This window comes from Acetobacter sp. P1H12_c, assembly GCF_018811975.1.
Taxonomy (GTDB): domain Bacteria; phylum Pseudomonadota; class Alphaproteobacteria; order Acetobacterales; family Acetobacteraceae; genus Acetobacter; species Acetobacter persici.
Genome location: NZ_JACRVR010000002.1, coordinates 97,398 through 111,455 on the forward strand (window position 1 = coordinate 97,398; position 14,058 = coordinate 111,455).

Annotated in this window: 13 protein-coding genes; all 13 read right to left on the reverse strand. The window is 58.9% G+C overall.

From position 1 onward, the window contains the following. Positions 1-18: 18 nt before the first annotated feature. Positions 19-870 carry a lipid-binding SYLF domain-containing protein gene (locus KP699_RS03095; protein WP_374196869.1) on the reverse strand — a complete coding sequence of 284 codons (852 nt, stop codon included), beginning with the start codon at positions 868-870 and terminating at the stop codon, positions 19-21. Positions 871-964: 94 nt separating this feature from the next. Next, positions 965-1,762 (reverse strand): inositol monophosphatase, encoded by a 798-nt coding sequence (locus KP699_RS03100; RefSeq protein ID WP_215761592.1) that lies wholly within the window; start codon positions 1,760-1,762, stop codon positions 965-967. A 114-nt stretch (positions 1,763-1,876) separates the two neighbouring features. After that, complete coding sequence (locus KP699_RS03105; RefSeq protein WP_215761593.1) at positions 1,877-2,797, reverse strand: lysophospholipid acyltransferase family protein; 921 nt, start codon at positions 2,795-2,797, stop codon at positions 1,877-1,879. Further along, a complete protein-coding gene (gene lpxK / locus KP699_RS03110) occupies positions 2,794-3,780 on the reverse strand; it encodes a tetraacyldisaccharide 4'-kinase (RefSeq protein WP_374196875.1) in 987 nt (328 codons plus the stop codon). Before lpxK ends, KP699_RS03105 begins: the two co-directional genes overlap by 4 nt. Then, complete coding sequence (locus tag KP699_RS03115; RefSeq protein WP_215761595.1) at positions 3,780-5,792, reverse strand: glycosyltransferase N-terminal domain-containing protein; 2,013 nt, start codon at positions 5,790-5,792, stop codon at positions 3,780-3,782. Before KP699_RS03115 ends, lpxK begins: the two co-directional genes overlap by 1 nt. 18 nt (positions 5,793-5,810) lie before the next feature. After that, positions 5,811-6,299: a DUF934 domain-containing protein gene (locus KP699_RS03120; RefSeq protein ID WP_215761596.1), complete on the reverse strand. Its 489-nt coding sequence runs from the start codon at positions 6,297-6,299 to the stop codon at positions 5,811-5,813. Then, entirely contained in the window at positions 6,286-7,980 is a 1,695-nt protein-coding gene (locus KP699_RS03125; RefSeq protein WP_215761597.1) for a nitrite/sulfite reductase, read from the reverse strand. The genes KP699_RS03120 and KP699_RS03125 overlap by 14 nt, the downstream gene beginning before the upstream one ends. Positions 7,981-8,006: 26 nt before the next feature. Then, positions 8,007-8,351 (reverse strand): DUF2849 domain-containing protein, encoded by a 345-nt coding sequence (locus KP699_RS03130; RefSeq protein WP_215761598.1) that lies wholly within the window; start codon positions 8,349-8,351, stop codon positions 8,007-8,009. A 143-nt stretch (positions 8,352-8,494) separates the two neighbouring features. Beyond that, complete coding sequence (locus KP699_RS03135) at positions 8,495-9,559, reverse strand: sulfate/molybdate ABC transporter ATP-binding protein (protein ID WP_215761599.1); 1,065 nt, start codon at positions 9,557-9,559, stop codon at positions 8,495-8,497. After that, on the reverse strand, positions 9,556-10,359 hold the full coding sequence (locus KP699_RS03140; RefSeq protein ID WP_215761600.1) for a sulfate ABC transporter permease: 804 nt from the start codon (positions 10,357-10,359) through the stop codon (positions 9,556-9,558). The genes KP699_RS03135 and KP699_RS03140 overlap by 4 nt, the downstream gene beginning before the upstream one ends. Next, positions 10,356-11,207, reverse strand: coding sequence for a sulfate ABC transporter permease subunit CysT (cysT, locus tag KP699_RS03145; RefSeq protein ID WP_215761601.1), 852 nt, complete (start codon positions 11,205-11,207; stop codon positions 10,356-10,358). Before cysT ends, KP699_RS03140 begins: the two co-directional genes overlap by 4 nt. A 138-nt stretch (positions 11,208-11,345) precedes the next feature. Beyond that, a complete protein-coding gene (gene cysC / locus KP699_RS03150) occupies positions 11,346-13,238 on the reverse strand; it encodes an adenylyl-sulfate kinase (RefSeq protein WP_215761602.1) in 1,893 nt (630 codons plus the stop codon). Between the two features lie 25 nt (positions 13,239-13,263). Beyond that, positions 13,264-14,058 carry a sulfate adenylyltransferase subunit CysD gene (cysD, locus tag KP699_RS03155; protein ID WP_215761603.1) on the reverse strand — a complete coding sequence of 265 codons (795 nt, stop codon included), beginning with the start codon at positions 14,056-14,058 and terminating at the stop codon, positions 13,264-13,266.

Below are 14,058 nucleotides of genomic sequence, written 5' to 3' on the forward strand. Positions count from 1 at the left end.
AGCTTCGCGCCCTCAGGCTCATTTTATCGGAGCCAGATTTTCATGCTTTACGCTGCCCATACTGCCCGAGCCAGTTGTGCTGACGGAATCGCTGCCGATTGTGTCCGTGTCGGTTGCAGCACTCCGCCGTGCTGAAGTGGCCGTTTTCCCCGTGGTCCCTGTAGAAGGAGCCATTTTGCCATAACGGGTCAGCACACTGCGCAGCGGGTCAGCTCCCGGATTGTTGACGCGCATGGACACGACGATATCTTCCGGCCCCACGCTCTGGCTGTAATAAGACCGGTTGGCATCACTGTTAACTGTCAGCTTTGTGCCACCCAACGCCGCGCCAGCAAAAAGCCCCTGAGATTTCTGCGCAACGAGAATATCCGTATTGCTGGCCCCTGCATTACCCCGCTCAACATTACTGCTGAGGGTCGCGAAGGAAACGCCCGCATTGGCACCAAACTGAAACTGGCTATCCAGCAACGCCTGCAACCCACGGTCCGTCATGACAAAAAACATGGCCTGAGAATTCTGCACGCCGAGCTGAATACCAAAGGATGCCGTGCTGAGCGTATAAAATGCCGGATCAGACCATGACCCACGCGCATCACGCGCCAGCAGCAGGCAGCCACCACCAGCCCCGCCAAAAGCGATAGACATCCGGAAAATGGAAGGACACACCATCACGGCACGGGCTTTGCCCAGATTGATGGCGACATTGCTTTGCGCCGTCGCCCCCACAAAAATGTCCTGCACCGTCAGCGCAGCCTTATCGACCAGCGTTTGTCCGCTATCGGCTGCATGAGCCAGAACGGGTGCGCAACTCAGGGCAGTCGCCATCCCCAAAGCAAGAGAAAAGGAGGAAAAACGGTGAAATGACCGCATTCTGGTCGTCTCCATTATGGGCCTGAATGAGTGGCCAAGCCTTACGTCTCGTTTGTGGCGGCAGAATGGCCCGAATACCATCCCTCTCCACAGCTTAATCGAGAGAAATTCCTACGGCAGAGGACAGAGCCTGCGCAATATGCGGGTTTGCCGCAAGAATTGTTGCCGGGCCTGTCAGCCCACCGTCCCGCAGAAACGGGGAAACACACGCCCCGGCTTCCGCCAGCAGGGGGAGTGCTGCCGCAACATCCCAGAGATTAATGACAATTTCGATATAGCCATCAAGACGCCCACATGCGACGTCAGCCAGCGCCAGCGCACCGGAACCACCAGACCGCGGCATGGCGCCCAGATCCATAATGGCGTCAATTTTTTCCATAAAAACAGGTTTTGGAACCCGGTTGCTCCAGCCCATCTCAATCATGGCACTGGCAGGGTCCGTCACCGGTGAAGCCCTGATCCGCTTCCCGTTAAGAAACGCACCGTGGCCACGCAGAGCCGTGTAAACCTCGCCAAGCGCGGGGGCCTCAATCACACCTGCTACCGGCTCATCCCCGTCCAGCAGGCCCAGAGAGACACACCAGCGGTTCCGGCCCCGGGCATAGTTGGAGGTTCCATCAATCGGGTCAACAACCCACCGCAGGCTCCCCGCACGGGCAACGCCTCCTTCTTCCCCCTGAAAGCCATCATCCGGAAAGAGTGCCTGCATCCTCTGGGCAATAAAGTTTTCAACAGCGCCATCAGCTTCCGTCAGCCAGTCCTGCGCGGATTTCTGCTTTCCCTCCGGGCCACCCGGAGCAGGCCGCATGGACATGGCAAGACGCGCGGCATCCTGCACCACAGCACGGGCGGCTTCCAGACGGCAGGCAAGGGCGGGGCTGGGTGAAGGCATACGGAAACGGCTCCAGTTTCAGATCATTTTATAAAACAGGAGCATATCCTGAAGTCCGGGTGGAGGCGACCATCTTTCTCCTCAAAACAGCACTGGGCCGCCGCCCATATCGGCTCAGGTGTGTTTTTTATAAAGCTCTTTCGGCCAGCGCCGATGCAGCCACAGCCAGCTTTCCGGTTTACGCCGGATCCAGCTTTCAAGCCGGTCATTTACCTGCTGCACCAGCAGGCGCAGATCCTCTTTTTTATCGCCGGTATCCGGCAACGCCATCGGTGGCTCCACCACAATCCGTAAACGCGCCGGTCCAAGCCGTTCCACATAGCCGGGAATGACTGCGCACCGGTAGCGCAGCGCCATCGCCGCGAGAGCCGGGGCCGTCATGGCAGGGCGTCCGAAAAATGTGGCTTCAACGCCGTCATTCATTTTCTGGTCTACCAGCATCCCTAGACGCCCCCCTTTGGAGACGTAAGCCAGCGCCTCCCGTGCGCCACGGGCGCCCTTGGCAAAAAGAGGCATAGGGGTAGGGGCCATAGCCGCGTCCCGCAAGTCACGGATCATATCGTCAATCAGAGGGTTTCCGGCGGCGCGGTAAAAGGAGGCAAAGGGCGTGCCATGCCGGGCAACACCCGGTGGCAGCATCTCCCAGTTGCCAATATGGCCAGAGACAAACAGGACAGCGCCGCCACGCTTTGCCTGTTCTTCCAGATAGTCGGCCCCCTGAACTTCAAACCCCGGTCCGCTTGGCGTGTTTTCCTTCAGGCTGGATAAATGCGGAAGCTCCCCGACCGTGCGCCCCAGATTTTCCCACACGCCTTTTACGATACGCGCCCGCTGCACCGCATCAAGCTCAGGCATGGCCAGTTGCAGATTTTTATCGGCTATTTTTGAAACCGGCAGAAGAGGCCCCAGAACCCGGCAAAGCCCCCCGGCAAAACTGGATGCCCGCGCAGGCCCCATCCGTAAAAACAGATCAAGCAACGTCTGTGCCGCCCATGCTTCCAGACGCATCAGCCGCGTTATAGGAGCCGCACTCATAGCGCCCTCTGACCCAAAAGCTGATCCAGCAACGCTTCAGGGGCTTGCGGGTCTGACCAGTTCAGCCCGACACCCACTGTCATGAGTTCTTTTCTGAAGGCCAGCGGGAACCGGACAGTGTCCTTGGGCGTCGTGACAAGCTGTGCGTCAGCCTGCCGGGCAAGTGTAGCGAGATGCGTCATATCTCGCTCTTTATAAAAATAATGATCAGGAAAAGCGAGGCACTGCACGGGCTCAACTCCAGCCCGCCGCAAGCCTTCAAAAAATTTGGAGGGCCGCCCAAGCCCGGCAAATGCCAGACAGCGCTTGTCTTTAAGGCTCAGCACATCCTGCCCGGTTTGCAGGTCAGCCCGCAAAACGTCCGGTAACTGCTCCGCATACTGCGTGAGAAAACCAGTCTGATCTGTGCCGATCAGCAGAGCAGCAGATGCTCGTGCCAGAGCCGCAGCAGGAGCCTCCCTCAAAGGCCCGGCAGGCAGAACATGCCCATTGCCCAGCCCCACCGCGCCATCCACAATCAGTAATGAGAGATCTTTGTACAGGCACGGATTCTGGAAACCATCATCCATAATCAGGCAGGACGCTCCTGCGGCAACAGCCGCACGGGCAGACGTCGCACGGTCCCCGCCAACCCATGTCGGACATTGCTGGGCGAGAAGCAGTGCTTCATCCCCCACATCCCGCGCAGAATGGCGCGCAAGATCAACCTGCGTCGTTGTTTTAATGCAGCCGCCATACCCCCGGGTGAGCGCATGAACGGCCACCTGCCGCGCCTTTAACCGGGCGACGAGGTCCAGCACTACAGTTGTCTTGCCAGTGCCACCCGTCGTAAGGTTCCCGCAACACAGAACAGGGACAGCGGCTTTCCACCCTGTTTTTTTATGCCGGTTTGCCGCACAGGCGGCCACTAGCGCAGCACAGGGCGCAAGCAGAAAGGGCAATAGTCTCGCCTGAGGGTCTGACCAGAAGCGGGGAGGACGTATCATGCGGGCAGAAGTGCCAGAATTTTATCCGCCAGTTGCTCTGGCAGAGCCATATTAGCAGTCGCAACAGCCTGTGCCTGCTCTGCACAGGCCTTCCGGCGGGCCGGATTTTCCAGCATAGCGCTCACCCAGTTCACAAGGTCTGCTGCCGTAGAAACGGTCACAACGCTCTCACCCAGAATGGCAAATGCCTCCTGAAAATTCTGAATACGGGGGCCGGTTGCCAGCGCACAGCCCAGCCGGGCGGGTTCAAAAGGATTATGTCCGCCGCCGCCTGTCCTGACATCCGGCAGACTGTTCCCGATGAAAGCAAAATCCGCCAGCCGGTAAAACAGCCCAAGTTCACCGAGCGTATCACACACCCAGACTGAGTCCGTTCGGGCCGGAACCTGCCCCTGTGCCCTGCGCGGAGCGCCTCCAAAAAGCGCACTGATTGCCGCACCCCGCTCCGGATGGCGCGGGACAATAATGGTCAGAAGGGATGGAAAACGTGCCTGTAAAATCTGGAGGACGGGCCGCAGCGCATCCTCTTCACCCTCATGGGTGGACGCCGCCAGAAAAACGGGGCGTCCAGCAAGCTGCTGCTGCACGGATTGCAGCGCCACCTGATCCACAGGCAAGGGCGGGGCTGCTGTTTTAAGGTCGCCAGTTATGGCCAGAGATCTTGCTCCAAGCTGCTGGAAATGCTGAGCATCCGCGTCAGATCGCGCGGCAATCCACGCAAACCGCTCCAGCATCCGCCGCGCGACAGGACGGAACCTGCGCCAGTTTTTAAAAGAGCGCTCTGACATCCGTCCATTAACAAGCGCCACAGGAATATTCTGCTGGTGACACAGGCCAATCAGATTCGGCCAGAGTTCACTTTCCGTGAAAACCACGGCCTGCGGTTGCCAGTTCGCCAGAAACCGTCGCGCCCAGCGCGGCACGTCAAGCGGCACAAACTGATGCACAAGCCGAGGATGCGTCAGACGGTGCTGCAACAGGCGGGCGGCTGTCACCGTTCCGGTTGTCAGCAACGCCGTGACGTTTATTTTTTTCTCCAGACACCGCTGCACCAGAGGCAGAATAGAAACAAGTTCCCCCACACTGGCCGCATGGAACCAGATGAGCGGACCTGTTGGGCGAGCGTGTGAGGCAAAGCCCATTTTTTCCCGCACCCTGTCTGGCAGTTCCTTCCCGCGCACCTGCCGCCAGCGCAGCAGAAAAGGCAGGGCAGGGGCCAGACCCGTCGCAACCCAGTGCCAGACCCGGGATGGCTGGAGAGACAGAGGCGCAAGCCAGATTTTCTCTTTCTGGCGTCCGGGACGATCCACCCATGGCTGCTCAGCTTCAGCCATGACCCGCGTGATAGCCTGGGCAAGAAGACGATCCGCACTATGCTCTGCCTGAAGCTCTTTATCCCGCGAAAGGGTAAGAGGGGCACCGCAGACAAAATGCCCGCGCCCGAAGGGCAACGGTAAAATCATCTTGTCCCATGAGTTCAGACGGAGCCCCCGGCACGTCGCCCCGACGGGTATAATCGGTTTTTTAACAAGGGCAGCCAGTGCCGTAGCACCTTGCTGGGCCTCTCTGCGCGGGCCTCTGGGGCCATCTGGCGTAATGGCGACAATGCCACCATGCCGCAATCTGGACCGCAAGCCCCGTAAAGCCGCTGCTCCACCTTTGTTTTTACCGCGTGTGTCCGATGATCCGGCGATAGACCAGATCCGCCATTTCCCGACGATATCCGCAATCAGCCGCCCATCCCGGTTCCGGCTGATCAGCACATGCAGGCGCATGGACGGGTTTTGTGGCTCCGCCCACCACCACAGAGCAGGTGTGAGAGGCAGGACCTCATGCCAAAAAGCCACAACAGCTGTGCGGCCATCCTCACACGTGAGAAACTTGCGCGCCTCCGGGTCGATACTGAAGGTCCAGCGCGTTGTGCGCAGGGTGAAACCCAGATAACCCCGGATTGTGCTGATAAGGAATTTTCGAAAAAACGGTCCGGCGGAGAACGAAAGACGCGGCACAGCACCCGTTCTCCCGCGCTATGCCAGCCTCCGCCTGAGAGCAAAGCCTTCTGGCTGCTCATCCAGAACAGATGGCTGATACGCCACCGTAAATGCCTCATGCGCCTTCCGCCAGACAGCAGGATCAGCCTCATCCGGCAGGACAACCGTCGTTACCCCACAACGGAGCAGAAATTCATACTGGTCCGGCAGAATATGCCCGGCAGCGCGGATTTCACCTTTAAAACCAAGATGCTCCCGCAATACGCGCGCCTGCGTGAAAGGCCGACCATCCCGAAAAACCGGAAAGGTCAGCACAACAACATCCAGCCGGGGCAGGGCATCGCGCAGAGTCTCAACCTCATCGGCGGAACTCAGCACCACACCCAGCCGCGCATCATCATTACGGCCAAGCCCTTCAGAAAGACGGGCCAGCGGCACCAGAACATTGCCTGCCGGGAGAGGCTCACCCTCAACGGCAGTCTTCCAAGTGTCCTGAATAATCTGGCCGTTTTCAAGCAGGGGCATATGCGGCGTCCTTGAATGGTGCTGTGCCGAGACGGCGGCATGTTTCAATAAACCGTTCACCCGCCGTCCGTCTGGAAAGATACGTATCAATGATCCGGGCGATTGCATCAACCGTTTCATCTTCCGACATAGCCGACCCCAGAATTTGTCCGACCGAGGCATCCTCCCCTCCGGCAGACCCGCCAAGCGTAATCTGGAACGCTTCTTCCCCCCGTTTATCAACGCCCAGAATACCAATATGCCCGGCATGGTGATGCCCGCAGGCATTGATACAGCCGGAAATATTCAGCCTTAACGGCCCGATTTCCCGCTGGAGATCCGCATTGGCAAAGCGGGAGCTCAGCTTTTGCGCAATCGGGATGGACCGTGCGTTGGCAAGCGCGCAATAATCCAACCCTGGGCAGGCAACGATATCGGTAATAAAGCCGATATTGGCTTCCCCAAGCCCGTTTTTCTCCAGAGCCTGCCAGACGTCATACAGGGCATCCTGCCGCACATGCCCCAGCACCACGTTTTGCAGATGCGTGATCCGCAATTCCCCAAAACTGTAGCGGTCAGCGAGATCCGCCAGCAGATCCATCTGCGCTGAGGTCACATCCCCCGGAATCCCACCGGCCGGTTTGCACGACACGGTGACGGACGCATAACCAGGCTGTTTGTGAGCATGCGTATTAGTTCTGACCCACGCATCAAACGCACGATCACTTTTACGCTGGGCCACCAGTTTTTCAGCAGCATCTCCCGCCGGAGCAAAATTGGGAGCGCCGAAGCGTGCACGAATGGCTTCAACCGTAGCCTCCGGCAAGCGATAGCGAGACCGGTCCATCGCAGAAAATTCCGCATCGACCTGACTGAGGAATTCTTCCGCCCCCAAGGCCTGCACCAGAATTTTGATCCGGGCCTTGTAGATATTATCGCGCCGCCCGTGTGCGTTATAAACGCGCAGAATGGCTTCCAGATAAGCAATCAGATCTTCTTCCGGCAGATCATCGCGCAGCCTGATGCCGACAATAGGGGTTCTCCCCAGTCCTCCGCCGACAAAAACCTCAAACACCGGGCGGCCATTAGCGCCCTCACGCGCAATCAGCCCGATATCATGGAAGCGGGCGGCCACACGGTCCTGTTGGCTACCAGAAATCGCAATCTTGAATTTACGGGGCAGGAACGTGAATTCCGGATGCAGTGTGGACCACTGCCGCAGAATTTCCGCATAGACACGCGGGTCCAGCACCTCATCCTTCGCGGCACCGGCAAACTGATCCGCCGTAACATTCCGGATGCAGTTTCCGCTGGTCTGAATGGCATGCATGTCCGCATCAGCCAGAACATTCAGGATTTCCGGAGTGTCTTCCAGCCGGATCCAGTTGAACTGGATATTCTGCCGGGTGGTGAAATGTCCGTAATCCCGGTCATACGTCCGGGCAATGTGCGCCAGTGTGCGCATCTGCGCCGCATCAAGCACGCCATACGGAATGGCAACCCGCAGCATATAGGCGTGAAGCTGGAGATACAGCCCATTCATCAGGCGGAGCGGCTTGAATTCTTCTTCTGTCAGGGCACCGGACAGGCGGCGTTCTACCTGATCCTGAAACTGGGCAACGCGTTGCTTCAGGAACGTGCGGTCAACAGCATCATAAGCATAATGCCCGACAGGCAGCGCGGCAGAGGGAGCGTGAGACATTGGTAAAGCCAATCTTGATCGTCTGTTCAGGCGTGCGGCGCGGGGTGGGGGGCGTGCCAGTCCGGCGTGAAATCAGGATGCACAGTGGGCCCGGCGGCACGGATTCTCTCACGGCTGGTAACAGGCAGCGGGCCTGATACCGTCTGCGTCACCTGCACGCCATAAATACCAACCAGACCGTCTTCCTGCGCGTGCGCGGTCCGGGCCTTTAAAGCCTCTTCCACCGTGCTGTTAGGATAGAGCTTTGCGTCCTGAATCAAAGTCTTCCACTGCCCATTGGCGGCCAGCCAGACAATGCGGCCATCAAGAAGACGATTGGCCGTGATGACACTGTTGCCTTCAGCATCCCGACGACTGTTTCTGCGGTCCACAGCATATCCCTTTCCGGAACAATCCCTGAGGAAAATTACATCAGGCGTGATATATTATCAATATACCACGCCTGATTTTGAGTGATCGTGAAAGAAGCACGAAGGGGCCCGATAAATACTCTTACTCATCAGGCTCAGAAAAACTATCCGCAGCGCTGTCCGTCACGGAACAATCTGGCCCGGCTGATATCCAGCAGCGCACCTCCCTGCAATTCCACGTCATTTTGCGTATGATCAGGCGTCCAAAGCGGCACAAAACGCTCGGCAAGATGGGCCCGGTAATGCCGATATCCATTGCGCGCTCCCTCCGCCACAAGGGAAACAGCCTCCGGACTTTCATCCCCTCTGCGCACCTGAATTTCATACGGCCGTAAGATGGCTGTTACCGGGCCGGGAGAAACCGTTTCAGGCGCGGGGAAAGGCAGAACCCCGGCTTCATCAGGGACCACCAGCCCCTCCCGCACAACGCCGTTAAAAGACGGGGCTTCCCCCAGAAACTCCATGACAAACGTCGTCTGCGGGTTCCGGTTCAGTTCCTCCGGAGTTGCATCCTGCACAATCTGCCCGTGCTGCATGACCACAATACGGTCGGCTATTTCCACAGCCTCATCCTGATCATGCGTGACCAGAATGGTCGTCAGCCCAAGCCGTTCATGCAGGCCTTTCAGCCATGTGCGGATTGAACGCCGCACAATCGGGTCAAGCGCTCCAAACGGCTCGTCCAGCAGCAGAAGTTTAGGGCCGGTCGCCAGCGCACGCGCCAGAGCCACACGCTGCCGCTGACCACCAGACAGACGCCCCGGATAAGATGCTCCTGCCTCTGGAATCTGCATCAGGTCCAGCAAATCCTGCACCCGTGCCGTAATGGCGGAGCGGGACGGCCGCTCTGACCGGGGGAGAACATCAAGCCCGAAGGCTATATTTTTTGCTACCGTCATATGCGGAAACAGCGCGTAGTTCTGGAAGACAAACCCAATTTTGCGGGCACGGTCCCTCATGGAGCCCACAGCCTGCCCATCCAGCAGAAGGGTGCCCTGATCAAACGTATCCAGCCCGGCAATGGCCCGGAGCAGCGTTGTCTTGCCCGCGCCGGACGGCCCGACGAGCGCCACGAAGGCACCCGCAGGCACATCCAGAGACACATCATTCAACAGACGCCGCGTGCTGCCCGGCGCATAGCGCACCAGATGCTCAACCTGCACACTCATGCCTGCGTCTCCTTCCTGCGGGCCAGCCAGTCCGGCGCGGAGCGCAGCAGGACAGCCATCATCGCCATCCCGGCCAGCAACGTGGCCATACTGAAGGCCGCAACCGTCTGATATCCATTATAAAGACTTTCAATATGCAGCGGCATTGTCTCGGTCATGCCGGGGATATGGCCGGACACGACGGAAACCGCCCCGAACTCCCCCATCGCGCGCGCTGTCGTCAGCAACACACCGGAAAACAAGGCAACCCGTGCACCGGGCAGCGTAACGCGCCAGAGAATATTCCAGAATCCAGCCCCTGCCAGCATGGCGGCTTCCTCCGCGTCCCGCCCCTGTTGTTCCATCAGCGGGACGAGGGTCCGCACCACATAAGGCAGCGTCACGAAAATGGTGGCCAGCATGATGCCGGGCACCGCAAAGGCAATGTGAATACTGGCCTGTTCCAGCGCAGGCCCCCACCAGCCCTGAGCCCCAAACAGCAAGAGCCAGACCAGACCGGAAACAACAGGAGAAATGCTCAGCGGCAGCTCCACCAGCACCAGCAAGGCAGAGCGGCCGGGAAAGCGGTATTTTGTCAGCACCCACGCGGCAAGAATACCAAAGACCGTATTGACCAGCACGGAAACTACCGTGACTTCCAGCGTCAGCCAGATAGCCGCCTGCGCATCCGGGTCGGACAGGGAGGCAAGAGCCGGGGCCAGCCCCGTTTTCAGCGCCTCGACGACGACCACGGCAGGAGGCATCAGCAGCACCAGCACAATCAGCGCCCAGGTGACGATCCAGAGAGCATAACGCATCATCCCTGTTCACCCCACACAGAAAGCCGCCTGCGCACGAGGCTGACCAGCACCAGAGCGAGCAGCGAGATCAGCAGCAGAACCAGTGCGATGGCTGTTGCCCCGCCATAGTCAAACTCCTGAAGCCGCACAACGATCAGCAAGGGAGCAATCTCACTCCGGAAGGGCTGATTGCCTGCTATGAAAATAACGGACCCGTATTCTCCAACACCCCGTGCCAGAGCCAGCCCGAAGCCCGTCACCAGAGCGGGCAGCAACGGAGCAATCACAACGCGCGTCACTACCTGCCAGGGCTTTGCGCCAAGCAGAACCGCTGCGTCTTCCATATCGCGAGGCAGATTTTTCAGAACTGGCTCGACCGTGCGCACCACAAACGGCAGGCCGACAAACATGAGCGCAACAACAATGCCTGTGCGGCTATACGCCAGCACTACTCCCAGCTTTGCCAGCGGCGCCCCAAGCCAGCCCTGCGGGCCATATAATGTCGCCAGAGTAATCCCGGATACGGCTGTTGGCAGGGCCAGAGGCAGGTCAATCAGCGCGTCCGCAATACGGCGGCCCGGCAGATCCCCTCGCACCAGCGCCCATGCCAGCAGCAGACCCAGAGGAAGATTCAGCAGAGCCGCAAGGAACGCACAGGAAAAGCTGGTCCACAGAGCCGCAAACATCCGCGCATCATGCAGCGCCGCCACCATGGCCCCCACGCCATCCTGCCAGGGGCGAATCATCAGCGCGCAGAGGGGCAGGAGGATAAAAAACCCGGTCCAGAGAAGGGTCGCCCCCAGCGCAAGCCGATAACCGGGCAGGGCAGAGCCTCCACCGCGCAAAAAGGACAGAACAGCCTGCTTCATGCTGCACGCAAAGCCTGACTGAAACTCATAGCCGTCCTTCTCCTGCCGCCATGTTCATCTGATCATCCTGAAACACCACGGGCCAGAACACAGGCTGCGTATGCAGCACTCCATTCTGACCCGTAATTTACCCTGCTTTTAAGAGCGGGCTTTTAACGCGCCTGATAATCTGACGGTTTCTTTGATGAAGGATGCAAGTGTTTTTGTTTCGGACTCAACACTTCCGGCGCTGGTTTTCAGATGCAGGGCCGGGCTGACCGGAGCCTCATAGGGTGCATCAATGCCTGTAAAGCCACTGATTTTACCTGAGCGTGCCGCAGCATACAGCCCTTTAGGGTCCCGCTGCTCACACGTCGCAAGGTCCGCATCCACAAAAACTTCCGCAAAATCTTCACCCAGAATCTGCCGCGCAAGGGCACGGTCAGAGAGGAGGGGGGAGATAAGTGCCACCAGCACAACCTGCCCGGCGTCCCGCAGAATACGGGCGACTTCCGCAGCGCGGCGCACGTTTTCAGTCCGGTCAGCCTCAGAGAAGCCGAGGTCCTTGCACAGGCCGGCGCGCAGTGTGTCTCCATCCAGCACGGTCACGTCCACACCATCCGCAAACAGAGCAGATTCCGTCGCGCGGGCCAGAGTGCTTTTGCCTGAACCCGAAAGGCCGGTCAGCCAGAACACGCCCCCACGATGCCCCTTGGCCCGGGTACGGTCCTGCACCGTGACGTCACTTCCCGTCGGGTGAATAAGCTTTTCACCCTGCGCGATGTCCGCCGGGCCCAGCAGGGGTGCGCCGCCCACAATCCGCTGCTGCCGGTCCACCAGAACGCCACGGCCGTCGGCCGTGCCGGGCGTGAAGGGGTCAAACAGGATTGTTTCAGCGGCTGAAAGCGTAATTTCCGCAAAGCCTTCTGCCGGAACTTCCTCACCAGCATATTCCGTCAGATCATCGAGATTCACGACGGATTCAATGGAGGTCACCGTCACAGCATGTTCTGCCGTCGCCAGACGCAGATGGAAGCTCTCACCCACGCGCAACGGCTCCTGACGCAGCCAGAACAGGCGGGTGCGGATACGCGATGCCGCAACCGGCGGTGTCTCCTGCAAATGGAGCAGGTCACCACGATCCGGGATCACATCCGGCTCCAGCGTCACAGCAACTGACTGACCTGCCGCCGCAGAAATCTGCGGAGCCGTATGCCAGCTTGCAATGGAGGCGATTTTTGCGGGCGTCTTCTGGGTGCCGATAATCACCGTATCGCCCACACGCACCCGGCCACGTTCAATGCGGCCCGCCACGTAGCGTTTATCATCAAAGCGATAAACATCCTGCACGGGCAGGCGCAGAGGCAGTTCCGCGCGGGAGGCAGGCGAGGGGACCTGTGCCAGCGCTTCCGTCAGCGTCGGCCCTTTATACCAGGGCATGCGGTCAGACCGGCTGGCAATGTTATCGCCATCCCGCGCGGAGGCCGGAATAAAGAGTGCAGCTTCCAGATCCAGCTTTTTCAGCAGTTCAGAGACGGATTTTTCTACGGCTTCAACTTTAGCCTGATCGAAATCCAGCAGATCAACCTTGTTCAGCAGAACAAGCACATGCCGGATACCAATCAGATGCAGCAGCATGGCATGGCGGCGGGTCTGCTCACGCGCACCTTCCGCCGCATCCACCACCAGCACAGCAGCTTCCGCATCCGCTGCACCGGTAATCATGTTGCGCAGAAACTGGCGATGGCCGGGAGCATCCACAATCACATATTCCCGCTTACCCAGCAGGAACGGGATACGGGTGGAGTCAACCGTAACACCCTGATCACGCTCGATCTGGAGAGAGTCGAGCAGAAAGCTCCACTCGATCTTCAGACCGCGCTTTTTGGACGATTCAATAATCTGCGCGACCTTACCGTCCTGCAGATTATCCGTGTCATGCAACAGGCGGCCAATCAGTGTGGACTTACCGTGGTCAACATGCCCGACAATCACGATCGGCGTTGCTGGCTCCTGAGACAGAGCCAGAGAAGAGGGAAGAGAAGTCGTCATAATTCTGGTTCCAGTCCGCTAAGGCTCAGAGATAACCGGCGACACGCAGCCGCTCGAAGGCATCTTCGGATTCATGATCCATGGCCCGGCCAGATCGTTCGGACGTCCGGGTGGTTTCCAGCTCAGCAATGACTTCGGCCAGCGTGCTGGCATTGCTGTCCACCGGGTTGGTAATGTCCTGATCGCCCAGAGAACGATAGCGCTTGCCATTTTTGGCAAAATACAGGTCCACCAGCGCGATCCCCTCGCGCTCAATATAGCGCCAGATATCAATCTCCCGCCATGACAGCAGAGGATGCACACGGATATGCATGCCTTCTTCATGTGGGGTGGCATACTGGTCCCAGAATTCCGGAGGCTGGTTGCGGATATCCCATTTATGGCTGGCCCCACGCGGGCTGAACACACGTTCCTTGGCGCGGGTACCCTGTTCATCCCGCCGGATACCGGCAATCACGCCCTGTAATTTATGTTTCTCAATCATGGCCGCGAGGCCTGCCGTTTTACGGGCGGCTGAACGCGCTGCGGGCGGCAGAGAAGGGTCCATTTCCTCGACAGGCGGGCAGGTGCCAAGAAGCAGGTCCAGATCCCATTTTTTGGCGTATTCATCGCGGAATTTATACATTTCCGGGAATTTCTTGCCGGTATCAACATGCATAACAGGGAAGGGAACGCGGCCCAGAAAAGCCTTCTTGGCCAGCCAGACCATGACGTTCGAATCTTTCCCCAGAGACCACAGCATGGCGAGGGGCTTAAGCTTGCGATAGGCTTCCCGGAGGATGAAGACACTCTGTGCCTCGAGTTGGTCAAGATGGTCCAT